The following is a 24275-nucleotide window of genomic DNA, read 5'->3' on the forward strand; positions in this document are numbered from 1 at the left end:
TCGGCTTCGGCGCGACGCGCTTTAGCCGGTTGAATCACATTCTCCCAGTCCGGAAAAGGCCCGGGCGGCAAATGTCAGATAAAAATGATGCCGGCCGTGTTTCAAGCTGTTCACGATGCGTGAAAGGCAACTTGCGGTGGCCAGCCGCAACGGTCTAGTGTCGCGTCACTTTCCAAACCGATCAGGGGAAACCAATGCAGTGGCTGGATAGCGTGGCGGGCCCTGGTTATGCGGCGGCACTCCTGTGGACCTTCGCGGCGCTGATCCTGCTGGTCATCGTGCTCGTCATCATCAGGCTCGTGCGCAACCTGACATTCGGCACGTTTGTCGCGGGTGGCCGGAACCGCAAGACCCGGCTCGCCGTCATGGACGCCACTGCCGTCGACAGCCATCGCCGGCTGGTGCTGGTGCGCCGCGACGACATCGAGCATCTGCTTCTCATCGGCGGCCCGACCGACGTCGTCGTCGAACGCGACATCCGCCTTGCCGCGCCACGCCGTCCGGCGCTGACCGGAGATGGCGGCCTGCAGCCTGTACCGACCACCGCGGCCCCGGCGGCAAAACCGCGGCCGCCTCAGCCCGCTCCCGCACCGGCACGACCGGCACCGCAGCCGGTGACCGCGGCGGCGCCTGCCCGCCCGCGCCCGGCAGCGCCGCCACCGGCCCCTGCGCCCGCACCGAAACCGGTGGCGCACACCTATCAGTCGGCCAACGTCACGCCGCTGCCTGCCTACGGCTCCGCCAACGCCAACGCCATCAGGCACGCGCCACCGCCGCCACGGCAGGAGAGCATCGACGACGCGCTGATGAAGGACCTGGAGGTTTCGCTCGATCAGCCGCGCTCTGGCGGCCCGATCGGTAAACCGGCAGCCAAGGCACCGCAGTCGCTGGACGATGAAATGACCAAGCTTCTGGGCGAACTTTCAAGCCAGAAGAGATGATTGGCGCGCCTGCGCCGCCCCGCCAGTCGGCGACCTGCCCGCCCGAGGTTTGAGTATACCTCAGCGTGATGCAACGAATCTGCCATCAAAAATGGCCGGAAAAACCGGCCATTTTTGATAATAATCTCACTGCAACTGCCCTGAGACACAGCCCAGAAGCAATGCGTCAGTCGTCGCGATAGACTTTTTCGCGGCGCTCGTGCCGTTCCTGCGCTTCGATCGACAAGGTGGCGATCGGGCGGGCGTCGAGCCGCTTCAGCGCGATAGGCTCGCCGGTTTCCTCGCAATAGCCGTAAGTGCCTTCATCGATGCGCTGCAGCGCCGAATCGATCTTTGAGATGAGCTTTCGCTGGCGGTCGCGGGCCCTGAGCTCGATGGCGCGGTCCGTTTCCGAAGAGGCGCGGTCGGCGAGGTCAGGGTGGTTGGCGTTTTCCTGCTGCAGGATTTCGAGAGTTTCGCGCGCTTCGCGCAGTATGTCGTTTTTCCAGGTGACGAGCTTTAGGCGGAAGTAGGATTTCTGCCGTTCGTTCATGAACGGCTCGTCTTCGGAGGGTACGTAATCGGCGGTAACGATGTCGTTCATTCGACTCACCCAAACTGCCCCAAATTTGGCGCCTATATATTCGCCACCAGACGCCTGCACAAGCGCAATCGGCCACCGACTCACGCAATTGTTAAAGTGCCCGGGCGGCGCCCGTTGGAGCGGGATGCCTCTGATTCGATGGAGAAAGTGCCACGACCCTTTGCCAACTTGTCCCGTGCGTGATTCATTGCGCGGGAGAAACAAGGGCCATTGTGCGCCGCGCCCTTCTCGTGGCTAATCCCGCTGCGGCTTCGGCTTCGGCATCCTCGGAGGTTGGGTGAGCAGGCTCTATCTGTTGCGACACGCCAAGGCTGGCTGGGCGCTGCCCGGCATGCGCGATTTCGATCGACCGCTTGACGCATCCGGTCGCGCCGATGCCGAGATGATGGGCGCAGCCATGCGCTCACGCGGCTATGTCCCCGACCTGACATTGTGCTCCAACGCCAAGCGCGCCAAGGAAACGCTCGAAGGCCTGGCCAGCCAGACCGATACCGGCAAGGTGCTGTTTTTCGACACGCTCTACAGCGAAGACGCGGCCGGTTATCTCCGTCTTATCCGGGAGCATGGCGGGCCGGGTTCACTGCTGGTCATCGGCCACAACCCGATGACGGAGGATCTTGCCATGGCGGTTTCGGGCGACGGCGACGAGACGGCACGTGCCACACTTAATCATGGCTTCCCGACCTCGGGCCTGGCGGTCGTGCGTTTCCTGGACGATTTGGCGAAAGCCGCCCAGGAAGCGGGTTATCTCGAAGCGTTTCTGACACCGGCCGATCTTTGATACCGGTTCCGGCGCCATTTCAAAGCCGGGTTTCAACGCCTATATCGGACGGACCGAAGCCCGAGAGATCACATTTTGGCATCATCGCTGACCACCTTCACCGACGAGGCAAGAATTGCCCTCGATACGCTGTCGGGACGCGCCACCGGGCTTTTTTCTCCGTCGCTGCGATTGGGCGTTACAGGCCTTTCGCGCGCGGGCAAGACGGTGTTCATCTCAGCGCTGGTCCACAATCTGATCCATGGCGGGCGCCTGCCGCTGTTCGAGGCGCAGAAATCCGGGCGCATCTCGCGCGCCTTCCTGGAAGAGCAGCCTGACGACGCCGTGCCGCGTTTCCAGTACGAGGACCACATCGCCGCCTTGGTCAACGACCGCGCCTGGCCCGATTCGACGCGCGCCATCTCGGAACTGCGGTTGACCATCGAATATGAATCGGCCTCCGGCTGGAGCCGCATGTTCTCGTCAGGCAAGTTGTCGGTCGACATCGTCGACTACCCCGGCGAATGGCTGCTCGACCTGCCGCTGCTCGGCAAATCCTTCGCCGATTTTTCCCGCGAGGCCATTGAGATGGCCGCTCTGCCGGTGCGCGAGGACCTTTCGCGGGCCTGGCGGGCGATTTCGGCGGAAATCGACCCGAATGCCGATGCCGACGAGATGACGGCACGCCGCCTGGCCGAAAGCTTCGCCGCCTATCTCAAGGCCTGCAAGCTCGACGAACGCGCGCTTTCGACCTTGCCGCCCGGCCGTTTCCTGATGCCTGGCGATCTCGAGGGCTCCCCCGCGCTGACCTTCGCGCCGCTGGCCGGCCTCGACAGGCGTCCGCGCCCAGGGTCGCTGCACGCCATGATGGAGAGGCGCTACGAGGCCTACAAGACGCATGTCGTCAAACCCTTCTTCCGCGAACACATCACCCGCCTGGACCGCCAGATCGTGCTGATCGATGCCATGCAGGCGCTGAACGCCGGCCCTGGCGCCATGGCCGACCTCGAGCGCGCCGTGACCGAGATCCTCAGCTGTTTCCGCCCCGGCCGGGGCAGCTTCCTCACCGACCTGTTTTCGCGGCGCATCGACCGCATCCTGGTCGCCGCGACCAAGGCCGACCACCTGCACCACGAAAGCCATGACCGGTTGCAGGCGATCGTGCGGCGGCTGGCAGACCGTGCCGTGGCGCGGGCGAATTTCACCGGCGCCGACGTCGACGTGGTCGCCATGGCGGCGGTACGCGCGACCCGCGAAGGCACGGTCAAGCAGAGCCGCGAGACATTGCCTGTCATCATCGGCACGCCGATCGCCGGCGAGACGATCAACGACGAAACCTTCGATGGAAAGACCGAAACGGCTATATTTCCCGGCGACTTACCGGAAAAGATTGATGCGGTGTTCGACATCTCCGGACCCGACCACAGGCAGGATTCGACGGACCCGGCAATCCGCTTTGTCCGGTTCCGTCCGCCAAAACTCGAACGCACGGCCGAAGGCGTCACGCTGTCCTTGCCGCATATCAGGCTCGACCGTGCCCTGCAGTTCCTGATCGGAGACCATCTGGCATGATCGCGCCCCGCAAACCGGCGGCCTTCCGCATCGAGCCGGAAGCCGCGTCAACACCAGAGGCGCCAAAGGCGCGCCAGACCGAGCTCTCGCGCAAACCCCGTGTGATGAAGGCCGATGTCACGCTGGTCATACCGGCGGAGCTCGACGTTTTCGAGGAGCCCGACATCGTAGCCGCAGAACCGCCGCCGGCAATCGCCCCCAGGAAGCGCTCGCTATTCGGCAGCATCTTCTTCGGCGCCCTTGGCGTGCTGGTTTCGCTGGCCATCGGCCTGTGGACCGACCAGCTGATCCGCGACCTCTTCACCCGCGCCGAATGGCTTGGCTGGCTGGCTGCCGGCATGGCCGCGATCGCATTGCTGGCGCTTCTGGTGATCCTGATCCGCGAATTCCTGGCGATTGCCCGGCTGGCCGAGGTCGAAAAACTGCAAAAACGTGCGCGCGACGCCATCGCGCGCGACGATCCCAAGGCGGCACGATCGGTGGTCGACGAGCTTTCGGCTTTCGTCGCCGGCAAGCCGGAAACCGCGGCCGGCCGGCGCGCTTTGGCCGAACTGCGCGGCGAAATCATCGACGGCGGCAATCTGGTGCGCCTGGCCGAAGCGGAAATTCTCGGCCCCCTCGATGCCAGGGCCAAGGTGATGATTCTCGAGGCCGCCAAACGCGTCTCGCTGGTAACGGCGGTGAGCCCGCGTGCGCTCGTCGATGTCGCCTATGTCGTGTTCGAGGCCGGACGCCTCATTCGCCGTCTCTCGGAACTCTATGGCGGACGCCCGGGAACGCTGGGTTTCTTCCGCCTGGCGCGCAGCGTGCTGGCGCATCTGGCGGTCACCGGTTCCATCGCCGTCGGCGACAGTTTCGTCCAGCAGATCGTCGGACACGGCCTGGCGGCAAGGCTATCGGCAAAACTTGGCGAGGGCGTCGTCAACGGCATGATGACGGCGCGCATCGGCATCGCGGCGATGGAAACGGCGCGCCCCCTGCCCTTCAGCGCCGCGAAGCGCCCGGGACTGGGCGATTTCCTCTCGGCATTGACGTCGTTTGCCGCGAAGAAGGACACCGAAACGGCCGGCCCGGGCAATTAGCGTTTTACGCTTCCAGACAGTGAACGGATTGCGGTTTCAAGGCCCTGCAGTGACGAAGCATTAACCAATCTTCTTCATGGTCGAAGAGGTTCCAAACAGCCTCTTTGTTGCCGGGTGTCGTCGATGAAAAGCGTAATTCTGTCCAGCGTCCTGCCCCTGGCCGTTGCGATCACAGCGGTCGTCGGTGTCGCCTCGGGAGCTTCCGCTACAGAGCCGGACAAGCAATTCTTCCAGTCGGCCGAAGGCAAATGGGTTGGCCCGGGCGAAATCGTCGCCGGCAAGTACAAGGGCACGAAATTCAACTGCAGTTTCACCGGCTCGACGCCGGACGGCAAGATGGGCATGACGCTCGACGGCGGCTGCCGGGTCGGCATGTTCACCCAGCCGATGTCGGCCAAGATCGAGCGCAAGGGCCGCGACTACAAAGGTTCCTTCATGGGTGGCGCGGACGGCGCAGGCCTCGATATCATCGGCGGCAACGTCGTCGATGCCCGCAAAGTGGTCTTCACCATAAACCGCAACCAGTTGCGCGGCGTCATGCAGGCCCGTATTCCCGACGACAATTCGATGACCGTGACGGTTGCCGTGCGTGTCCAGGACCAGCTGGTGCCGGTCATCGGCATGAGCTTGAAGCGCGTCGATGCCGTCGAAGTCGGCTCCATCACGCCGAACTGAGCGGCTGTCGCGCCCTATCCCGTTTTACGCAATTCCCAAGGGAAAGCGCTATGCGCTTTTCCCGCGAAAACCGTTTGACACTTTTCCTGGAATTGCTCGAACGCATCCCCAAAAGCAAAGAGGCGGCAGCCCATCGCTACCGCCTCCTTGAACCAGTCGAATCAGGCGCTTAGCCCTTGATGGCGGCCGTCACCTCGTCATACGCCTTGCAGGCGTCGGCGAGCGTCGTGGCGCCCTGGTACTTGGTTGTCACCGCCTGGACCTTGGCGGTCAGGTCAGCTGCCTTGGACGGATCCTTGGTGATCGCTTCCTGCAGCGCGGCAGCCATGTCCTGCGCCTTCTTGGTCGCGATCTCGGCCGTGCATTCAGGTGCCTTCGAACAGGCCGAACCGGCAAGCACCGCCAGGCCGACGGCAACAAGCAAAAACTTCTTCATGTCAGTCATCTCCTCAAAAGGGCGCGACTTGATCGTCGCTCACCCTCCAATGGCCGAAGCCGTGCGTCCTTAGCCTTCGATTGTGGCAACACGCAACGCGCGCATGGCGTAAACTTGTGTAACGCGCCTGCAATATTGGTCCGGACCGGATTCGGGCTACTGTGTCAGCGGCGGCAAAGTTTGGTTGCGCGGCTGCAGCAGCGCCAAGACGGCTGTCGATGCGGCAAGGATAGCAGTCACGGTCAAAGGCGCTGTAGGGCCATAGGTGTCCACAGCATAGCCGCCGACAACCGCGCCGATGGTGATGGCGACCTGAAAAGAGGCGACCATCAGGCTGCCCGCCGCTTCCAGCGCGTCCGGCGCTGCGCGAGACAAATTTGTCGGCAGCACCACCGGCGCCATGCCGAAGGCGAAGCCCCACAACGTAGCGAAGCCAAAGGCAACGCCAATGTGCACGCCCCAAAGCACCAATGCCAGCGCCGCAAACGCCATCAATGCGGCGGTAACCACGAGAGCCACGTGGATATTGGCGTCGGCCATACGGCCACCGGCAATATTGCCGATCACTGCGGCGATGCCAAATCCGAGCAACGCCAGGGCAATTGGCCCGGTTGCAAGGAGCGTCACATGTTCGAGAAAGGGACGCACATAGACCGAGCCGGCAAAATGCCCCGTCATCAGCAAAAGAATGGCAAGCATACCAAGTTGAATGCCACGCCGCCGTGTCAGCCGAAGGACGTCTGCAAGACTATTGCTCGCTGTTGCAGGCAAAGACGGCAGGCTAAGCAACTGCAGCAACATGGCAACCACGGCCAGCCCCGCTGTCATGGCCATGGCGCTGCGCCATCCCAGCCAGTCGCTGATCAGCGCACCCATCGACGGTGCGGCAATGGTGGCGAGCGAGACGCCAAGGGTGACGATAGCCATGCCCCGACCTGTCGCATTGGCGCCAACCAGCCTCGCGACGACGGCGACCGAAAGCGCCCAGAAAGCGCTGAGAGCGATTCCCAGCCCGGCCCGGCCTAGCAACAGCAGCCAGAAATTGGGTGCCAGCGCCGCAAGAATATTGGAAGCGACCGCTAGGGCCATGAGGCCAACCAGCACCGTCTTGCGGTTCAATCGGCCGATGAGAACATTGCTCAACATGGCCGTCACGGCACCGATGGAAGCGGTGGCGGTGACGACCTGTCCGGCCGTTCCCTCGCTGATCCCGAGATCGCGCGCCATTGGCGTCAGCAGACCTGCCGGCAGAAATTCGGCTGAGACCAGGGCAAAGCTGGTGGCCGCCAATGAAACGACCGCGAACCAGGTGGTTGCGCTCCAGGCGGCCGGCGCAGTGCCGTGAACGTCTATCGTCGCGTCTTCAAGCTGTAATGTTGTGTCAGTCACGGGAAGATCTCCAAAGTTTGGAGATCTTCATAAACGAGTCTTTTCGGATGATATGTATCTCAAAATCCGAAATCCATGTCTATTCGTCCGGGAATTGTGCGACGCACAACGCCTGGCGAGACATTGGTGATGCGCTTGAAGGCACGAGCGAAGGATGCCTCGGAATCATAGCCCAAGCGGGTAGCAACCTCGGCCACCGACCAGCCGTTTTGCCCCAACAACTCACGGGCAAGCTGCATACGCAAACGGGCGAGATAGCGTGCAGCACCCTCTCCCAATATAGCGCTGAAGCGCTCAGCGAAAATCGAGCGCGATTGGCCTGCCAGGCTGGCGAGGCTTTCGAGCGTCCAGTTATGGCCGGGGTCTCCGTGCATGGCTGCGAGGGCGCGGCCAATATGGGGGTCGCGGATGGCAGCGAGCCAACCGGTGGTCGAAGCTCCCGTACAATTGACCCAGCAGCGAATGAGCCGGGCTGTCAGCAAGTCCGCCATACGCGACAAGATGGTGGCGCTACCCATCTGCGGTTGCGCGGCCTCCGCGGTCATGGCCGCCAGCAACGGACCAACCACCGGATCATTGGCGGCCACGTCGCAACCCTTAATGATAGGCGGCATCAGCGTGATCAATGGGTTTAAAGCACAGGCGCCTAAGGCCATTGAGCCGCAGAAAAGGGTGCTTGTCGCGCCCGTGCCTTCCCGTACGACTTCGCAGACGTTGCTTCCCAACTTGGTTACCCGGCAATCATCGAGCGAGCCGCGTGCAACGTCCGGCGCGCTGGCCAGCCGATGGGCGATGCCTTGCGGCAGCAGCACCAGATCGCCATCGCGCAACTCCTGCCAGCCTTGCGCTTCGGTATGGATCCAGCAAGGACCCTGACCGACGAAGTGAAAACGAAGCAGCGATTGTTGCGGAAACTCTATGCTCCAAGGATGTCGGAGCTCGCAGCGGCCATAACTGACGCCGCTCAAGCGAAAGTCTTGCAGGACTTCGCTGAGCGCATCCATCGGAATATGGGACGGCGGAGACGGCCGGGACGAATGGTCAGTCATCCGACCGATATAGACACCAATCGTCCGGTGGACAAGCGGAGACGGTTGTTCCACCAGCGGAAACGCTTCAAAGGCACCTACCCGTCCTGGCAGGCTCCCCGCCCTTGCCTCCCGCTCCAACTGCATGCAAGGAGTGCTGTCGGACATAAGGAACCAAGAGGCATGGCAGCGGAAGCGTCGGGCAGCGATCTCATTCAGGTGGTGGCGCTGCTTGCCGCGGGTGTCGTCGCCGTTCCGATCTTCAAACGCATGGGCCTCGGCTCGATCCTGGGCTATCTCGCCGCCGGCGTGGTGATCGGCCCGTTTGGTCTCCGTATCTTTTCCGAATCAGGGGCCATCCTCCATGTCGCCGAACTCGGCGTCGTCATGTTCCTGTTCATCATCGGGCTGGAAATGCAGCCGTCGCGGCTTTGGGGCTTGCGGCGCGAAATCTTCGGGCTCGGGGCGCTGCAGGTAGGCGTCTGCGCGGTTCTGCTGACCGGTGTCGGTGTGGCCGGAGGCTTTCCCATCTCGCAATCCTTCGTCGCCGGCGCCGGTTTCGTGCTGACCTCGACCGCCATCGTCATGCAGCTTCTCGAGGAACGCGGCGAGATCGCCTCGCCGAAAGGCCAGCGCATCGTCTCCATCCTGCTGCTGGAAGATCTTGCCATCGTGCCGCTGCTGGCCCTGATCGCGTTCCTGGCGCCGGGCGGCGCCGACACCAGCTTGTCGGAAAGGCTGACCGAGGTCGGCATCGGCCTTGCCGCGATCGTCGGACTGGTGCTGGCCGGACGCTATCTGCTCAACCCCTTCTTCCGCATCCTGGCGGATGCCCGTGCCCGTGAGGTGATGACGGCTGCAGCGCTTCTGGTCGTGCTTGGATCGGCGCTCGCCATGCAACTCAGTGGCCTGTCGATGGCGATGGGCGCGTTCCTGGCCGGCGTTCTTCTGTCCGAATCGACCTTCCGCCATCAGTTGGAAGCCGACATCGAGCCGTTCCGCGGCATCCTGCTCGGCCTGTTCTTCCTTGCGGTCGGCATGTCGCTCGACCTGCATGTAGTGGCCGCGAACTGGAGGCTGGTCGCCATCTATGTTGTCGCCTACATGGTGATGAAGGCAGTCGGCATCTACATCGTCGCCCGCATCCTCAAAACAGGCCATCGCGAAGCGCTGGAACGCGCTGTCTTCATGGCGCAGGGCGGTGAATTCGCCTTTGTCCTCTACTCCGCCGCCGCTGCCGTCGGCATCATCGACAGTCAGGCCAATGCGACGCTGACGGCAATCGTCATCATTTCGATGGTGCTGACGCCATTGGCGATCATCGCCTTGCGCTATGTCACCCCGCGCGACGAGCAGTCGCTCGACGGCGTCGATGTCGCCGACGGCCTCACCGGCAGCGTGCTGGTCATCGGTTTCGGGCGCTTCGGTCAGATCGCCAGCCAGCCGCTGCTGCTGCGCGGCATCGACGTGTCGATCATCGACAACGATGTCGAGATGATCCAGGCGGCCGCCGATTTCGGCTTCAAGGTCTATTATGGCGACGGCACGCGGCTCGACATCCTGCGCGCCGCGGGCGCTGGCCAGGCGCGCGCCGTACTGATCTGCGTCGACAAGGCCGATGCCGCCGTTCGCATCGCCGAGCTCGTCAAGGCTGAATTTCCCTTGCTTACCGTGCTGGCGCGCGCCTTCGATCGCGGCACCGCTCTGCAGCTCATCCGTGTCGGCGTCGATTATCAGCTGCGCGAGACCTTCGAATCGGCATTGGTTTTCGGTGGCTCGGCGCTGGAATCGCTTGGTGTCGATCCTGAAGACGTCGCTGAAACGATCGAGGACGTCAGGCGCCGCGACACCGACCGTTTCGAAACCCAGCTCGCCGAAGGCATCCGCGCCGGCCAGCGCTTCTTGCGGGGCAATATCGGCACGCCTATTCCGACACCGCTCTATACGCCGCGCCGCCCCGGTAAGGCCCTCAATGAAGAGACGGCCGGCGTTCTGCAGAAATCCGAAACTGCCGATTGAACAGGGAATCATGCATGGAATTGGACAGCAGAGCCCTGTCGGTCACCAAATTCTGGCGTGACGCCGGCGAGGATGCATGGTTCGAGAAGAACGAGGCTTTCGATGCCGATTTTCGCGATCGCTTTCTCGATCTGCACTATGCAGCCGCGCGGCGCGAATGCGACGCCTGGTCGGAACACGCCGAAGGCTCGCTGGCGCTGATGATCCTGCTCGACCAGTTTCCGCGCAATTGCTTTCGCGGCACTGGCCATATGTGCGCCACCGACCCGCTGGCGAAGCATTTCGCTCAAAAGGCGGTCACATCAGGGCATGATCTGGCCCTGCAACCGGAACTCCGCGTGTTCCTGTACCTGCCGTTCGAGCATTCGGAAAACCTTGCCGACCAGGACGTTTCGGTCGAACTGCACACCGCCAGGGCCGAGTTCAACCTGAAATACGCACTGGAGCATCGCGACATCATCCAACGCTTCGGAAGGTTTCCGCACCGAAACAGGTTTCTTGGCCGCGAAACAACACCGGAAGAACAGGCATTTCTCGACGGCGGTGGGTTTTCCGGCTGATCGCTATGACGGTCGGCGACAACCTGACGGAGAGATCAGGTCAGCCACCAGTCACGGCCGGACGGCAGGCGTTCGATGCCTGATGCATCGACCGCAGCCAATCGCACCGATACGCTTCGCCCGCCGACGGCAAGATCCGGCGCGATTTCGGCCAGCGGCGCCAGCACGAAGGCGCGCTCCAGCATGCGCGGATGCGGCACTTCCAGCCCGGTCTCGTGGATGACACGGTCGCCGAACACCAGGATGTCGATATCGATCAGGCGGGGCCCCCAGCGCTCCTCGCGCACGCGCTTCAGCTTCCGCTCCGCATCGAGGCAGAGGTCAAGCAGTGCCCGCGGCGAAAGCCGGGTCGACAATTCGGCCGCGGCGTTGAGGAAATCGGGCTGATCGAGCTTGCCCCAGGGCGGCGTGCGGTAGAGCGAGGAGACGGCGGCGACGCGTGTGTCCGCATCGGCATCGAGAATGCGCAGCGCCGAGGCCATCGAGGCAGCCGGATCGCCCAGATTGCCGCCGAGGCTGAGGTAGACGGTGTTACTCGGGCCAGACAACGGTCACCTCGACATAATCGAGCACACCAGGCACCGGCGCGTTCGGCTTGCGCACGGTGATTTCGGCCTTCCTGATCTGCGGAAACCGCTCCGTCAGCGCCTTTGCCACTTCCATGGCCAGGGCCTCGATCAGGAAGCGCCGCTCGCCGGTGATGATCTTCTCGATCACCGTGAAGGCAATGCCGTAATTGACGGTTTCCTCGATGGCATCGTCGACGAGCGCGCGTCCGGGTTCGACCGACAGTACCGCGTCTACATAGAAACGCTGTCCGAGCGCCTCTTCCTCGTCGAGCACGCCATGCCGGGCAAAGAAGGCACAGTTCTTCAGGCGGATGACATACATGGCTCAGCGTCCCGATCTATAGCGACATGCGTCCACTTGGACGCACAAAGTACGCTCTAGCACTTTGTATCTACGCATCGTGCTTTCCGAAAATCGATTCCGATTTCCGGGCCGATGCGATGGTTTCACGCGCCAGCATAGCATCCGCCACGGCCAGCGCGTCCACGTTGATTGCGACATCATGGACGCGAAACAGATGCGCGCCCTTGAGTCTGAGAATGACGCTGGTCGCCGCCGTCCCGGCAGCGCGGTCGGCCGCATCGCGGCCGGTGACGGCGCCGATGAAGCGTTTTCGCGAGGTGCCGGCCATCAGCGGAAAGCCGAGCGCATGGAGCTCGGAAAACCGCGCCATCAGGTCGAGATTTTCCTCAGCCGTCTCCTTGGCGAAGCCGAAGCCGGGATCGAGCACGATGCGATCGTCCGCAATGCCGTTGCGACGGGCGATCTCCAGCGACTTTTCCAGGAACGCAAACTGGTCGGCGATGACGTCGGGCAGCTTCTCGCGATCCCGCCCGGTATGCATGATGATGAGCCCGGCGCCGGTCTCGGCGGCGATCCGCGCAATATCGGGCTCGCGCTGCAGGCCCCAGACATCGTTGACGATATGCGCACCGGCAGCCACCGCCAGCCGCGCGGTTTCGGCACGATAGGTGTCGACCGAAACCAACACCTCGCTGGCGCTCGCCAACGCCTCGATCACCGGCAGGATACGCGCCTGTTCCTCGCTGGCCGATAGAGTGGCGGCGCCCGGCCGGGTCGATTCTCCGCCGACGTCGATAATCTCTGCCCCTTCCGCGATCATGCGGCGCGCCTGGGTCAGCGCCGCTTCCGGCGCATCAAACAGGCCGCCGTCGGAAAAACTGTCGGGGGTGACGTTGAGGATGCCGACGACCACGGCCTTGCCGCCAAGGTCGAGATGGCGTCCATGCGCCAGCTGCCATCGCCTCGCCGTCATTGTCCATCAACCATGGGGCTCATCAACCAAGGGCTCATCAACGATGTGTGATCCGCAAAGGATCAATTCCGTTGCGTCGGCAACGGCCGTAAAGCAAGGTGGGTAAAGAGGCAATATGATGAAACGATCCCTGCTTTACGCACTGCTGCTTGCCGCGACCACCGTCCCGGCGGGCGCGGCCAATCTGGTGAAAACATACAGCTATTTTTCCATTGGCGGCAGCACGCTCGAAGATATCGAGAAGCAGCTCTCCATACATGGGCCGCAGGTCAAAAGCACGGGCTCGCGCCACCCCGGCGCCACCCAGATGGCCTTCACCACCCGTATCAGCTACGCCAAGCAGGCCGGCTCCTGCCGGATCGCCGACGCGGTCGTGACCGTCAAGGTCAAGGTGATCCTTCCGGAATGGCGACGCCCGCGCAAGGCGGACCCTGACGTGAAGCTGTTCTGGGACACGCTGGCCGCCGACATCAAGCGCCACGAAGAACGCCATGTCGAGATCGCCAAGAACCATGCCCGCGCGCTTGAAGACGCGCTGAAGGCGACCTATCCGCAGAAGGATTGCGGTGCGGCCAAGGCCAAGGCGGCCGAGATCACCGCCGCCATCCTCGCCAGGCACGACCGCGCCCAGGTGCAGTTCGATCGCGTCGAAAGCGTCAATTTCGAAAGCCGTATCCTGCGGCTCATGCGCTATCGCGTCCAGCGCATCGAGAGTGGCCAGTTGCCGCCGCCGGCCTGAATTTCGTCGGTGCCCTCGATGGCGCCGATGCAGGCCAACCCGGCCGAAGCGTAGTGCCAGCTTCGAAAAATTTCGAACGGCAGTCGAAATCGGCCTATACGAGGCGACATATCCCGGGTTGGCGGGCACAACCCTCGAGGTACGAGCACCACGACCGATCGCGCGCGGACACACCAGGCAAGCCCAATCGGTGACCGGACAGCGCGCAAAGCACATGGACAAAGACTATGGACCAGGCTGCCGGCAAGCAGACCATGGCGGCTGCCGCCACACCGCTGACCGAAAGCGAGAAGAACGCCATCATCGGCGGCGTTCTCCTGTCCATGCTACTGGCGGCGCTCGACCAGACCATCATCGCGCCGGCCATGCCGACCATCGCGCGTGCGCTCGGCCACGCCGAGTATTTGCCCTGGATGGTCACCGGCTATCTCCTGACCGCCACCGCCGTGGCACCGCTCTATGGCAAGATTTCCGACGTTTATGGCCGCCGCCCGACCGTTTACGCGGCGATCCTCATCTTCCTCGTCGGATCGGTGGTGAGCGCTATGGGCCCCAACATGTTCGTGCTGGTGATAGGGCGCGCGATCCAGGGGGCCGGCGGCGGCGGTCTGTTTGCGCTGGCGCAAACCGTCATCGGTGACCTCGTGCCGCCGCGCGAACGTGCACGTTATGCGGCCTGGGTCTCCGGCACTTGGGCCGTCGCCAGCATAGCCGGGCCACTGCTGGGCGGCACCTTCGCCCAGCATCTGCACTGGTCGCTGATCTTCTGGATCAACATTCCGCTTGGGCTTCTGGCCATGGCGATCATCAACAAGCCGCTGAAGAAGCTGCCGATTGCAGCCAAACATCACCGCATCGACGGGTTGGGCGCCGTGCTTCTGGTCATCGCCACCGCACTTCTGCTTCTGGCGCTCAACTGGGGCGGCAGCACCTATCCCTGGTTTTCGCGCGAAATCCTCGGGCTGGTGGCCTGTTCCGCCGTGTTCTGGGCCCTGTTCGCCCTCAGACTGCTAAGGGCCACCGAGCCGTTGATCTCGCTTGAGGTGTTGAGCAACCCGATCGTACTCGCCGGTGCGCTGTCGATGTTCCTGCTGCAAGCGGCGAATATCGGCGCCTCGGTCTACTTGCCGGTCTATCTGCAGACCGTCATCGGGCTCTCCGTCAGTGAATCGGGAATGGCCATGCTCGGTCTTTTGCTCGGCACGGTCGCCGGCGCCGCTTCCAGCGGCCGCCTCATCCCCCGCTTCGTGCACTACAAGCGCATCGCCATGATCGGCATCACTCTGGCCATTGCCAGCATCGGCATGCTCAGTGCCATTGCGGAACACGCCTCGCTGCTCGAGGTCGAGATACTGACCACCCTCATCGGCTTGGGTGGCGGAACGACATTCCCGGTCGCGACCGTCTCTGTCCAGAACGCCGTCGACCGGGCCCATCTCGGGGTTGCGACCGGCGTGCTGACCTTCCTGCGCACGCTGGGTGGCGCGCTGGGCGTCGCCCTGCTCGGAGCCGTCGCGCTCGGCTACGGCCTGCCGCTCTCCGCCGAGGGCTCGCAGACGCATATTCAGCTAACATCGGCGTTGCCGTTCGTGATGATCTTCATCACCGCCGGCATCACGCTGCTGCTGGGGCTTGTCGCAATGATGCTGATGCCGGAAAAGCCGCTGCGTGGCCGCGACGAGGCCGCCGCGCCCGTTCTCGCGGAATAGAAGCGCCTTCTTACCCTACCACGCCGAGCTTCTTCTGCAGGCTGGTCGACGAGGTCGTGTACTGGAACACGATCCGCTCGCCAGGGCTGATGATGCGCTTGGCGGCCTGCGCCATTAGCGCCACCTCGTGGAAGCCCGACAGGATCAGCTTCAGCTTGCCCGGATACCAGTTGATGTCGCCGACCGCGAAAATGCCGGGCACCGATGTCTGGAACTTCTCGGTGTCGACCGGGATCAGGTTTTCGTGGAGATTGAGCCCCCATTCCGCGATCGGCCCGAGCTTCATGGTCAGGCCGAAGAAGGGCAGCATGCGCGTGCATGGCACTTCGATGTCGCCATCCGGACCGCCCTTGATGGTGGCCGATGACAGCTGGCCGTCGGCCCCAGTGAGGCCGGTTACCTGGCCGACCCTGAATTCCAGCTGCTTCATCTCCTGCATGGCATACATCTTGTTGACGCTGTCGGGCGCCGCGCGAAATTCAGCGCGCCTATGGACCAGCGTCACGCTCTTTGCCACCGGCTGCAGGTTCAGCGTCCAGTCGAGCGCCGAGTCGCCGCCGCCGACAATGACAAGGTCGTGGCCGCGAAAATCCTCCATTCGGCGCACCGAATAGAACACGCTCTTGCCCTCATAGGGCTCGATGCCAGGGATCGGCGGGCGTTTGGGCTGGAACGAGCCGCCGCCGGCGGCGATCACCACCACCTTGGCCTCGAACACCTCGTTCTCGTCGGTGGTGACGCGAAAGCTGCCGTCCTCCAGTTTTTCGAGGCTGGAGACCATGCGGTTGTAGGTGAAGTCAGGCTTGAACGGATGGATCTGCTCGAGCAGCTTGTCGACCAGCCCTTGCGCTGAGATCGAAGGCCAGCCGGGAATGTCGTAGATCGGCTTTTCCGGATAGAGTTCCGCGCACTGGCCGCCGGGTTTGTCGAGAATGTCGATCAGGTGGCACTTCATGTCGAACAGGCCGAGTTCGAACACGGCGAACAGGCCAACCGGCCCTGCCCCGACAATGAGGACGTCTGTCTTGATTGTTTCGGTCATGCGATGTGTCCCCTTGGGAATGGGGCGAGACTGCATGAGCCTTGGCCCGCTGCCAAGCGGCCAATGTCAAAGAAATTGGAACGTGGGCCGAAGGCCCCTTAGCCCTGGCGTTCCGGCACCCGCACCACCAGGCCGTCGAGCGCATCGCGCACCTTGATCTGGCAGGACAGCCGCGAGTTCGGCTGGACGTCGTAGGCGAAGTCCAGCATGTCCTCTTCCATCGCCTCCGGCTCGCCGACTTCCGCCGTCCAGGCTTCGTCGACATAGACATGGCAGGTGGCGCAAGCGCAGGCGCCGCCGCACTCCGCCTCGATCCCCGGCACGGCGTTGCGGATGGCGTTTTCCATGACCGTCGAGCCGTTTTCGGCGTCCACGTCGAATTGTGTGCCGTCATGGGCGATGAAGGTCAGCTTGGTCATTTGTCACCTGAAGGGAGTTACCGCCGAGATAATCACTCCGGCAGACAAGTCAACTGCCGCGCGAAAGCGCCGCTCCGTGACGTTTTTCCACAAACCTGGGTCAGCGATTGATGGCGGCGATGAAATCGCGCACTTCGTCGATCAGCTTGCCAAGCCGCTTGAGCGTCTGGCCGTCTTCCGGGCTCCGCTCGATCTCGGTGGCGCAATCGGCGATGGCGAAGGCGCCGACGCCGCGAGCCGACCCCTTCAGACCATGCGCCAGCAGGAGCCGATCCTTGAGATCGGCATCGACTATTTTGTCGCGTACCGACAGCGCCTGCTGTACAAACAGCGCCAGCACCTCCTGCTCGAGGGCGCGGTCGCCCATCGTCTGCCGGGCTAGGTGTGCCAAATCGACCGGTCGGGACTGTCTGGTTCCCGATACGTCGCCCCCGGGCATTGAGAAGGCAATGCCGCTTTCGCCACGCATGAACTCGAACTCCTTTTCTTCGGTCGCCTGAAAAACTAGGCGAATCCAATGGACAACGGGTTAATGAATGGCCGGGAAAAATGTTGCGAAAGCGGCGCCCAAATCACGCTTCCGTTAACCTTATATTTAAAGTTTTACGTATCCCGCGGAATGCATGTTTTCTTTACCCCCCTGTGTCATTACGATACGAGGGGTCCATTTTCAGCCTCCTGCGCGGGGTACGACAAAGACAATTATAAGCCCGCGGCAGCTAGTACAGGGTAGCGAAGGCATGGCAAAGAAACCAACGACGACGACGACGAGAAATCTCGACAGCGACGTGGCCAGGGAACTGGAAAAAGCGCTCGATCTCGACCTCAGCGGCGATATCGGCAGCGGCGATCTCGACATCGCAGCTTCGATGGAAGATCTGGAAGCGCAGATATCTCAAGCCGCCGACGAACTGGCCCGTGAGGGACGCAACCAGAAGCCCGCCCCCGCCGCCAATCAGGCCCCCATTGCCAATCAGCAGGCGAATCCCACGCCGAAGGCCAAGCCCGCCGAACTGCGCCCCGTCGAGACACGCAATGGCAGTGGCACGCAGCCCGCGGGTTTTGCGCCGGCCAATGACGATCGTCAGAAAGATTACAAGACACTCCTGCACAGCCTCAACAGGCGCGCCTCCAACACCGTCTACTGGATCGTTGCCTTTGTCTCGCTGGCCTGGATCGCGGGCGCCGGCGGGCTGGCCAACCTGCTATTCGGACCGAGCATCTGGCGGATCCGCACACTCGACCAGTTCCTTGCCCGTCCCGAGCTGATTGGCCTCGCCATCGCGGCGATCGTGCCGATCATCCTGTTCTGGGCCTTCGCCGCCATGATTCGCCGCGCCCAGGACATGCGCATTGCCGCCCAGTCGATGACGGAAGTGGCCTTCCGCCTGACCGAGCCGGAAAACATGGCGCAGGATCGCGTCATGATGATCGGCCAGGCCGTTCGCCGCGAGGTCGCGGCCATGGGCGAAGGCATCGAACGCACGCTGGCCCGCGCCGTCGAACTGGAAACGCTGGTCCACAGCGAAGTCAACCAGATCGAGCGCTCCTATTCGGAAAACGAAACCCGCATCCGTTCGCTGGTCGACGGGCTCGGCAACGAGCGTGAGGCGGTCGTCACCCATGCCGAACGCGTCCGCGCCTCGATCGCCGGCGCGCATGAGACGCTCAAGGATGAAATCGGCGCCGCCAGCGACATCATCCGCGACTCGATCCTCAATGCGTCGACCAAGCTGTCGATGACGATCACCAATTCCGGCGACACGCTCATCGATCGCATCAATGAAAGCTCGATGTCGATCTTCGATTCGGTGGAAGGCCGGCTCGAGAACATCACCGACAGGCTGTCGACCTCCGGCGAGGCCTTCGCCAGCCTTCTCGACACGCGCATTGCCAAGCTGACGGATACGACGGACGGCCTGACTAGGTCGTTGACCGATCTGCTCGACGATCGCACGACCGGCATGGTTTCGCTGCTTGGCGGCGCCGCGCGTACCCTCAATTCGGAATTCGAAGCCAGCCTCAATGGCATCGAGCGCACGCTCGCCGAACGCGGTCAGGCGCTGATCAGCGAGTTCCAGACCCGCGCCGAGGCGCTCGACACCGGCACGCAGAAGCTGAACGCCGCACTCGAGGCCCGCGCCCGCCAGATCAACGAGACGCTGGTCGAGCGCGCCCGCGAAATCGCCCACACCTTCGCCGAGAGCAAGGATACGCTGGCCGCGATGATCGATCAGGGCAAGACCCAGATCGGCGCCGACATGGCCGACATCGTCACCTCGACATCGAGCATGCTGGAGGCCCGCGCCAGCGACTTTGCCGGTCGCATGGAAGCGGCACGTCATGTCGTCTCGCGTTCCTTCGACAGCGATATCCAGCGACTTGCCGACGCCCGCGTCGGCATCGAGGAAGCAGTCGAAAACCACAGCCGCAAGCTGTCCGAAAGCCGCGAGCGCATGGCCGCCGCCATGGAGGCGGATCTGGAGAAATTCGCCGAAGGCCGCGCCGGCATCGATGCCGCGGTGACCAACCAGGTGCAGAAGCTGGCCGAAGGCCGCAGCCTGATCGCGCGCGCCCTCGAAGAGGATCTGCGCAAGGTCAATGAATCGCGTGCGGCCATCGACGCGTCGCTGGGCAGCCATCTCGAAAGGCTGGAAGAAGGTCGCAACCGGCTCTCGCTCGCTCTCAACGAAGACTCCGGGAAACTCGTGCAAGCCCGTACGATCATTGATGAAATGGTCGCCGGACACGTCGGAAAACTCGCGGAAGGCCGCAACATTCTGTCGCGCGCCCTGGAAGCCGACCTCGGCAAACTGTCCGACAGCCGCGCCAGCATTGACGGGCTGGTCGCCGGTCAGGTCGAGAAGATCGCCGAGGGCCGTGCGGTGCTCGCCAAGGCCCTGGAAAACGATATCGCCGGCATCAAGAGCCTGATCGAGGCGCATTCGGCAAAGCTGGTGGAAGACCGCAGCCAGCTCGGCCGTTCGCTCGAGAGCGACCTCTCCGGCATCAGGGGCCTGCTAGACGATCATTCAGGACGGCTTGCCAACGACCGCAGCCTGCTGTCGCAGACGCTCGAAGCCGACCTTGCCAAGCTCGCCGAAAGCCGCTCGAGCATCGACGGCCTCGTCGCCGGCCAGGTCGAGAAGTTGGCCGAGGGCCGCGACATTCTCAAGCGCGCCCTGGAAGCCGACCTCAACACCATCAAGGGCGTCATATCGAGCCAGTCGGAAAAACTAGCGGAGGACCGCGGGCAGCTTTCGCGCGTCCTGGAAGCCGACCTGCAGAATGTGAACAGCGTCATCGCCGACCACATGAACAGGCTGGTTCAGGATCGTTCGACCCTGTCGAAGGCTCTCGAGGACGATCTCGCCAAGCTGGCCGACAGCCGCTCCAGCATCGACGGCCTCGTCGCCGGCCAGGTGGAAAAACTGGCCGAAGGCCGCGACATCCTCAAGCGCGCCCTGGAAGCCGACCTCAACACGATCAGGAACACCGTTGCCGACCAGTCGCAGAAGCTGGTCGACGACCGCGCGCAGTTCGCCCGGGCGCTAGAAGCCGATCTCGAAACGGTCAACGGATTGGTCAACAGCCACTCTGAGCGACTTGTTCAAGACCGTTCGACACTGTCGAAAGCGTTGGAAGCCGACCTCGGGAACGTCAGCGGGTTGGTGAACAGTCACGCCGAAAAACTCGTCCAGGATCGCTCGACACTTTCCAAGGCATTGGAAGACGACCTCGCCAAACTGGCCGAAAGCCGGTCGAGCATTGACGGGCTGGTTTCCGGCCAGGTCGAGAAGCTCGCCGAAGGCCGAGATATCCTCAAGCGGGCTTTGGAAGCCGACCTCAACACGATCAGAGGTGCAGTTGCCGACCAGTCGCAAAAGCTTGTCGACGACCGCGCGCAGTTCGCACAAGCTCTGGAAGCCGACCTTGAGAGCGTCAGCGGCCTGGTGAACAGCCACGCGGAAAGGCTCGTCCAGGATCGTTCTACTCTGTCGAGAGCCCTCGAGGAAGATCTTGCCAAGCTGGCCGAGAGCCGTTCGAGCATCGACGGTCTGGTGGCTGGCCAGGTTGAGAAACTGGCCGAAGGCCGCGACGTCCTCAAACGCGCCCTGGAAGCCGATCTCGCCAAACTGGCTGAAAGCCGCTCCAGCATCGACGGCCTGGTTGCCGGCCAGGTCGAGAAGCTGGCCGAAGGCCGCGACATTCTCAAGCGCGCCCTCGAAGCCGACCTGCAGAAGCTGACCGAAAGCCGCGGTGATATCGACGGCATCATCGCCGGCCACGTCGGCAAGCTCGCCGAAGGCCGCAACATGCTGAGCCGCGCGCTGGAAGACGATCTCGGCAAGCTCGCCGAGACCCGCAAGGACGTCGACCGCTCGCTGTCCGGCCACATCGATCAGATCGCTGCCCGGAGCACCGACATTTCGGCCGCGATCGCCGCCGATGTGGACAAGATCGAGCAGGCGTTCAGCCGTCAGACCGGTATCATCGAGGAACGCGCCGGAACCATGGAGCGCGCGCTCTCGACCGGCGTCGACAATGTCCGCAGCGTGCTCGAGAAGAGCGCGGTCTTCGTCGCCGGCGCCCTGCGCGAAAAGGTCCTGGAAGTCACCAGCACGCTGCATGAGCAGGCTGGCGCGGCGTTCAGTGACGCCGATCGCAAGATTGCCGAGCGCGCCGAGCAGACCTCCGCCGCCCTTTTGGCGCGTGCCGAAGACATCGCCCGCACCTTCGAGGAGGCCGATCGTCGCCTCCACGCCCGTGCGGAAGATACGTCGAACGCCTTGCTCGCCCGTGCCGACGACACCTCCAGCTCGCTGCTGGCCCGTGCCCATGAAACCGCCGATCAGCTGGCCGCCCGCGCCGGCGAGATCGCCGGCACCTTCGACATGGCGGACCAGAAGCTCGCCGCCCGCGCCCAGGCAACGACCGACCAGTTGGCCGCCCGGGCTCAGGATACCGCGGATCATCTCGCCGCCCGTGCAAACGAGATCGCCGGGGCCTTTGACGCGGCCGACCAGAAACTGGTTGCCCGCGCCGTCGAGACCGCACAGTCGCTGGCCGCCCGCGCCGGCGACATCCTGCGCAACTTCGAAAGCGCCGACCAGCGGCTCGGCATGCGCATCGGCGAATCGGCCGAGGCGCTCGCCGCCCGCGCGTCGGACCTTGGCCGCATCTTCGATGCCGCCGACCAGCAACTGGTCTCGCGCATCGCGGAAGGTTCGGACGCGCTGTCCAGCCGTGCGTCGGAAATCGGCCGCATCTTCGACGAGGCCGACCAGCGCCTGGTCGCGCGCATCGCCGACAGCTCTTCGACGATCGGCGAGCACGCGCAGACCATCGTCGGTGCTTTCGCCAGCACCGAGCAGAGGGTCGCCGATCGTGCGCGCCAGACCGGCCAGGAGATGGCCGTGCATGCCCGCGAAATCGAGCAGGCACTTGCCAGCGCCGACGAGCGTCTTGCATCGAGCGCAGCGGCTGCAGCCGCCCGTGTCGAGGAGCAGATCGCCAGCGTCGAGAACCGGCTCGCCCACACCACCGAGACGATGGGCCAGAGGCTCAACGAGCAGGTGTCGAGCGCCGAGGCGCAACTCGTTTCGCGCGCCAATGTGATCGCCGAGACCTTCACCGCGGTTGGCCAGCATATCGGCCAGAGCACCAACGATGCCGCCAAGACGATCGGCGCCAACACACGCGAACTCAACACCATGCTCGCGGCGCGCTCCGCCGAAATGTCGAAAATCCTCGACGAAACCGCACGGCCTCTGGTCGAGCGCTTCGCCCAGGGCGGCTCGGAACTGCAGAAGAGCATGGAAGAGGTCACCGAACGCGCCACCGAGAAGCTGCGCAGCGAAAATGCAGCCCTGGTTAATGCGCTCGCCAGCCGCACCGCCGAGACCTTGTCGGCGGTCGAGGGCGCTCGCTCGTCGCTGTCGGACAGCGTTGCCGATCTCATCGGCCGCATGACCAAGTCCAGCTCGCAGCTCGGTCAGCTGATCGAGCAGGCCGCGGTCAATCTCGGCCAGGTCGACGAACGTCTGACCGGCAGCACGCAGAGCTTCGCGGCCACCACCGAAAAGGCGGCGCAGACCTTCGCCAGCTCGGCGCGTCTGGTCGATTCGAACACCACGAGGCTGACGGAACTGTCCTCGTCGACCTTGCGCGAAGTGGCCTCGATCGCCACCAAGTTCGACGAACACAGCCGGCTGCTGGCCAGTGCCTCGGACCTGTTGAGTTCGGCCCAGAGCAACCTCGAACACACGCTGGAAAGGCAGTCGTCGCTCGAGGACCTCGCTGTCGGCCTGGTCAAGAAGTCGGAGGATCTCGAAAGGGTCATGCGCTCGTTCGAAAACCTCGTCGGCCAGACGCTGCAGAACGCCGAGGGCAAGACGATGGAGTCGGCCGACAAGATCCGCAACGCCATCACCGACGTGGTCGATTCGGCGACCAAGCGCTTCGCCGACGCGACTGAGGAGATGCGGCGCACGGCGGGTTCGATCAAGAGCGAGCTCGACCTCACCCGCGCCGAGCTCAAGAAAGGCGTCATCGAGATGCCGGAAGAGGCAAAGGAATCGACCTCTGCGATCCGCCGCGCCGTTTCCGAGCAGATCAACGCCCTGAAGGAACTTTCGGACATCGTTGCGAAGTCCGGTCGCGGCGGCGGCGATACCGCTGAGCCACGCCCGCTGCGACCGGCGCCACAAGCGCCGGCGGCACGTCCTGCCGAGCCGCCGCGTCGCGCGCCGGCACCGCAGCCGGAGCTTCGCACGCCTCAGGCGCCGCTGGGTGGCACCGCGCTGCGCGGCACGCTCGATCTCGAGCGTCCGGCCGACGCGGCACCGCGTCAGCGTCCTGACGCCGGCGCCCGCACGCCGCAAGGCGGCTGGGTGCGCGATCTCCTGACCGCGGCATCGAACGATGCGGATCTCAGGCCGGCAGCACCACCTTCGGCGCCCGCGGAAGCACCGCGCGCGACCCCTGCCCAGCGCTCGCCGCTGCATGTCGTGGAATCACTGAACTCGCTGTCCGTCGATATTGCGCGGGCGATCGACCACGATGCTTCGATCGAGCTGTGGAACCGCTATCGGCGCGGCGAGCGGGACGTGTTCACGCGCCGGCTCTACACGCTGAAGGGCCAGCAGACCTTCGACGAAATCCGCCGCAAGTATCAGGGCGAGGCCGAGTTCCGCGCCGCCGTCGACCGTTATTGCGACGACTTCGAAAAGCTGCTCAAGGATGTCTCGCGTAACGACCGCGACAACATCATGGCGCAGACCTACCTGACGTCGGACACCGGCAAGGTTTACACCATGCTGGCCCACGCCAGCGGACGGTTGCACTAGGCAGCCGCCGAGACCCGCTTGCGGAGACCTTCGTGTTTCCGCAGGCGAGGCGCCAAAACGCCGGTTCCCTGCCGGCTCCGACCGTGACGAGAGGTGCCACCACCTTCTTCAGACTGATCTGATCCA

The 24275-nt window shown here is 63.6% G+C and carries 20 protein-coding genes; 10 read left to right on the forward strand and 10 right to left on the reverse strand.

What is annotated here, in order from left to right; genetic code table 11:
• Positions 1–194 precede the first annotated feature (194 nt).
• Complete coding sequence (locus tag AC04SF_RS19535) at positions 195–941, forward strand: hypothetical protein (RefSeq protein ID WP_488479143.1); 747 nt, start codon at positions 195–197, stop codon at positions 939–941.
• Between the two features lie 166 nt (positions 942–1107).
• On the opposite strand, the gene dksA is transcribed toward AC04SF_RS19535, so the two are convergent.
• On the reverse strand, positions 1108–1524 hold the full coding sequence (dksA, locus tag AC04SF_RS19540; protein WP_006202025.1) for an RNA polymerase-binding protein DksA: 417 nt from the start codon (positions 1522–1524) through the stop codon (positions 1108–1110).
• Between the two features lie 277 nt (positions 1525–1801).
• Here dksA and AC04SF_RS19545 point away from each other — a divergent pair, with 277 nt between their 5' ends.
• The 4 genes from AC04SF_RS19545 (at position 1802) to AC04SF_RS19560 (ending at position 5613) form a co-directional block, all read left to right on the forward strand.
• A complete protein-coding gene (locus AC04SF_RS19545) occupies positions 1802–2305 on the forward strand; it encodes a SixA phosphatase family protein (protein WP_488479144.1) in 504 nt (167 codons plus the stop codon).
• Between the two features lie 75 nt (positions 2306–2380).
• A complete protein-coding gene (locus tag AC04SF_RS19550; protein ID WP_488479145.1) occupies positions 2381–3856 on the forward strand; it encodes a YcjX family GTP-binding protein in 1476 nt (491 codons plus the stop codon).
• Positions 3853–4938 carry a YcjF family protein gene (locus tag AC04SF_RS19555; protein WP_488479146.1) on the forward strand — a complete coding sequence of 362 codons (1086 nt, stop codon included), beginning with the start codon at positions 3853–3855 and terminating at the stop codon, positions 4936–4938. The genes AC04SF_RS19550 and AC04SF_RS19555 overlap by 4 nt, the downstream gene beginning before the upstream one ends.
• A gap of 123 nt (positions 4939–5061) precedes the next feature.
• The gene (locus AC04SF_RS19560; protein WP_096446426.1) at positions 5062–5613 is read left to right on the forward strand and encodes a hypothetical protein; all 552 of its coding nucleotides are present in this window, start codon (positions 5062–5064) and stop codon (positions 5611–5613) included.
• A 169-nt stretch (positions 5614–5782) separates the two neighbouring features.
• Here the strand turns inward: AC04SF_RS19560 and AC04SF_RS19565 are convergent, their stop codons facing one another.
• The 3 genes from AC04SF_RS19565 to AC04SF_RS19575 form a co-directional block, all read right to left on the reverse strand.
• Positions 5783–6049 (reverse strand): hypothetical protein, encoded by a 267-nt coding sequence (locus tag AC04SF_RS19565; protein WP_095200069.1) that lies wholly within the window; start codon positions 6047–6049, stop codon positions 5783–5785.
• 156 nt (positions 6050–6205) lie between these two features.
• The gene (locus tag AC04SF_RS19570) at positions 6206–7438 is read right to left on the reverse strand and encodes an MFS transporter (protein WP_488479147.1); all 1233 of its coding nucleotides are present in this window, start codon (positions 7436–7438) and stop codon (positions 6206–6208) included.
• Positions 7439–7497: 59 nt separating this feature from the next.
• Positions 7498–8487: an AraC family transcriptional regulator gene (locus AC04SF_RS19575; RefSeq protein ID WP_488479188.1), complete on the reverse strand. Its 990-nt coding sequence runs from the start codon at positions 8485–8487 to the stop codon at positions 7498–7500.
• A gap of 162 nt (positions 8488–8649) precedes the next feature.
• On the opposite strand from AC04SF_RS19575, the gene AC04SF_RS19580 reads away from it, so the two are divergent.
• Complete coding sequence (locus AC04SF_RS19580; RefSeq protein ID WP_488479148.1) at positions 8650–10485, forward strand: monovalent cation:proton antiporter-2 (CPA2) family protein; 1836 nt, start codon at positions 8650–8652, stop codon at positions 10483–10485.
• 14 nt (positions 10486–10499) lie between these two features.
• Positions 10500–11045 carry a DUF924 family protein gene (locus AC04SF_RS19585; RefSeq protein WP_488479149.1) on the forward strand — a complete coding sequence of 182 codons (546 nt, stop codon included), beginning with the start codon at positions 10500–10502 and terminating at the stop codon, positions 11043–11045.
• A gap of 35 nt (positions 11046–11080) precedes the next feature.
• Here the strand turns inward: AC04SF_RS19585 and folK are convergent, their stop codons facing one another.
• The 3 genes from folK to folP form a co-directional block, all read right to left on the reverse strand.
• Entirely contained in the window at positions 11081–11593 is a 513-nt protein-coding gene (folK, locus tag AC04SF_RS19590; RefSeq protein WP_202350196.1) for a 2-amino-4-hydroxy-6-hydroxymethyldihydropteridine diphosphokinase, read from the reverse strand.
• A complete protein-coding gene (gene folB / locus AC04SF_RS19595) occupies positions 11577–11936 on the reverse strand; it encodes a dihydroneopterin aldolase (protein WP_488479150.1) in 360 nt (119 codons plus the stop codon). The genes folK and folB overlap by 17 nt, the downstream gene beginning before the upstream one ends.
• A 70-nt stretch (positions 11937–12006) precedes the next feature.
• Positions 12007–12891 (reverse strand): dihydropteroate synthase, encoded by an 885-nt coding sequence (gene folP / locus AC04SF_RS19600; protein ID WP_488479151.1) that lies wholly within the window; start codon positions 12889–12891, stop codon positions 12007–12009.
• 115 nt (positions 12892–13006) lie between these two features.
• On the opposite strand from folP, the gene AC04SF_RS19605 reads away from it, so the two are divergent.
• Positions 13007–13630 carry a DUF922 domain-containing Zn-dependent protease gene (locus tag AC04SF_RS19605; RefSeq protein ID WP_488479152.1) on the forward strand — a complete coding sequence of 208 codons (624 nt, stop codon included), beginning with the start codon at positions 13007–13009 and terminating at the stop codon, positions 13628–13630.
• A 227-nt stretch (positions 13631–13857) separates the two neighbouring features.
• Positions 13858–15339 (forward strand): MDR family MFS transporter, encoded by a 1482-nt coding sequence (locus AC04SF_RS19610; RefSeq protein ID WP_488479153.1) that lies wholly within the window; start codon positions 13858–13860, stop codon positions 15337–15339.
• Between the two features lie 10 nt (positions 15340–15349).
• Here the strand turns inward: AC04SF_RS19610 and AC04SF_RS19615 are convergent, their stop codons facing one another.
• From AC04SF_RS19615 to AC04SF_RS19625, 3 genes are all read right to left on the reverse strand, one after another.
• The gene (locus AC04SF_RS19615; RefSeq protein WP_096446442.1) at positions 15350–16381 is read right to left on the reverse strand and encodes an NAD(P)/FAD-dependent oxidoreductase; all 1032 of its coding nucleotides are present in this window, start codon (positions 16379–16381) and stop codon (positions 15350–15352) included.
• 98 nt (positions 16382–16479) lie between these two features.
• Positions 16480–16800, reverse strand: a complete 321-nt coding sequence (locus AC04SF_RS19620) for a 2Fe-2S iron-sulfur cluster-binding protein (protein WP_010909663.1) — start codon at positions 16798–16800, stop codon at positions 16480–16482.
• Positions 16801–16900: 100 nt separating this feature from the next.
• The gene (locus AC04SF_RS19625) at positions 16901–17269 is read right to left on the reverse strand and encodes an Hpt domain-containing protein (RefSeq protein ID WP_095200060.1); all 369 of its coding nucleotides are present in this window, start codon (positions 17267–17269) and stop codon (positions 16901–16903) included.
• Between the two features lie 271 nt (positions 17270–17540).
• Between AC04SF_RS19625 and AC04SF_RS19630 the strand changes: the two genes are divergently transcribed.
• The gene (locus AC04SF_RS19630; protein ID WP_488479154.1) at positions 17541–24149 is read left to right on the forward strand and encodes a kinesin; all 6609 of its coding nucleotides are present in this window, start codon (positions 17541–17543) and stop codon (positions 24147–24149) included.
• Positions 24150–24275 lie beyond the last annotated feature (126 nt).

This window comes from Mesorhizobium sp. CNPSo 4671 (assembly GCF_057784245.1).

What these genes read in the sequence shown, in the direction of transcription:
- AC04SF_RS19535 (WP_488479143.1), top strand. Translation starts at nt 195, where the DNA reads ATGCAGTGGCTGGATAGCGTGGCGGGCCCTGGTTATGCGGCGGCACTC.
- dksA (WP_006202025.1), bottom strand. Translation starts at nt 1,524, where the DNA reads ATGAACGACATCGTTACCGCCGATTACGTACCCTCCGAAGACGAGCCG.
- AC04SF_RS19555 (WP_488479146.1), top strand. Translation starts at nt 3,853, where the DNA reads ATGATCGCGCCCCGCAAACCGGCGGCCTTCCGCATCGAGCCGGAAGCC.
- AC04SF_RS19560 (WP_096446426.1), top strand. Translation starts at nt 5,062, where the DNA reads ATGAAAAGCGTAATTCTGTCCAGCGTCCTGCCCCTGGCCGTTGCGATC.
- AC04SF_RS19565 (WP_095200069.1), bottom strand. Translation starts at nt 6,049, where the DNA reads ATGAAGAAGTTTTTGCTTGTTGCCGTCGGCCTGGCGGTGCTTGCCGGT.
- AC04SF_RS19575 (WP_488479188.1), bottom strand. Translation starts at nt 8,487, where the DNA reads ATGACTGACCATTCGTCCCGGCCGTCTCCGCCGTCCCATATTCCGATG.
- AC04SF_RS19580 (WP_488479148.1), top strand. Translation starts at nt 8,650, where the DNA reads ATGGCAGCGGAAGCGTCGGGCAGCGATCTCATTCAGGTGGTGGCGCTG.
- AC04SF_RS19585 (WP_488479149.1), top strand. Translation starts at nt 10,500, where the DNA reads ATGGAATTGGACAGCAGAGCCCTGTCGGTCACCAAATTCTGGCGTGAC.
- folB (WP_488479150.1), bottom strand. Translation starts at nt 11,936, where the DNA reads ATGTATGTCATCCGCCTGAAGAACTGTGCCTTCTTTGCCCGGCATGGC.
- folP (WP_488479151.1), bottom strand. Translation starts at nt 12,891, where the DNA reads ATGACGGCGAGGCGATGGCAGCTGGCGCATGGACGCCATCTCGACCTT.
- AC04SF_RS19605 (WP_488479152.1), top strand. Translation starts at nt 13,007, where the DNA reads ATGATGAAACGATCCCTGCTTTACGCACTGCTGCTTGCCGCGACCACC.
- AC04SF_RS19610 (WP_488479153.1), top strand. Translation starts at nt 13,858, where the DNA reads ATGGACCAGGCTGCCGGCAAGCAGACCATGGCGGCTGCCGCCACACCG.
- AC04SF_RS19615 (WP_096446442.1), bottom strand. Translation starts at nt 16,381, where the DNA reads ATGACCGAAACAATCAAGACAGACGTCCTCATTGTCGGGGCAGGGCCG.
- AC04SF_RS19620 (WP_010909663.1), bottom strand. Translation starts at nt 16,800, where the DNA reads ATGACCAAGCTGACCTTCATCGCCCATGACGGCACACAATTCGACGTG.
- AC04SF_RS19625 (WP_095200060.1), bottom strand. Translation starts at nt 17,269, where the DNA reads ATGCGTGGCGAAAGCGGCATTGCCTTCTCAATGCCCGGGGGCGACGTA.
- AC04SF_RS19630 (WP_488479154.1), top strand. Translation starts at nt 17,541, where the DNA reads ATGGCAAAGAAACCAACGACGACGACGACGAGAAATCTCGACAGCGAC.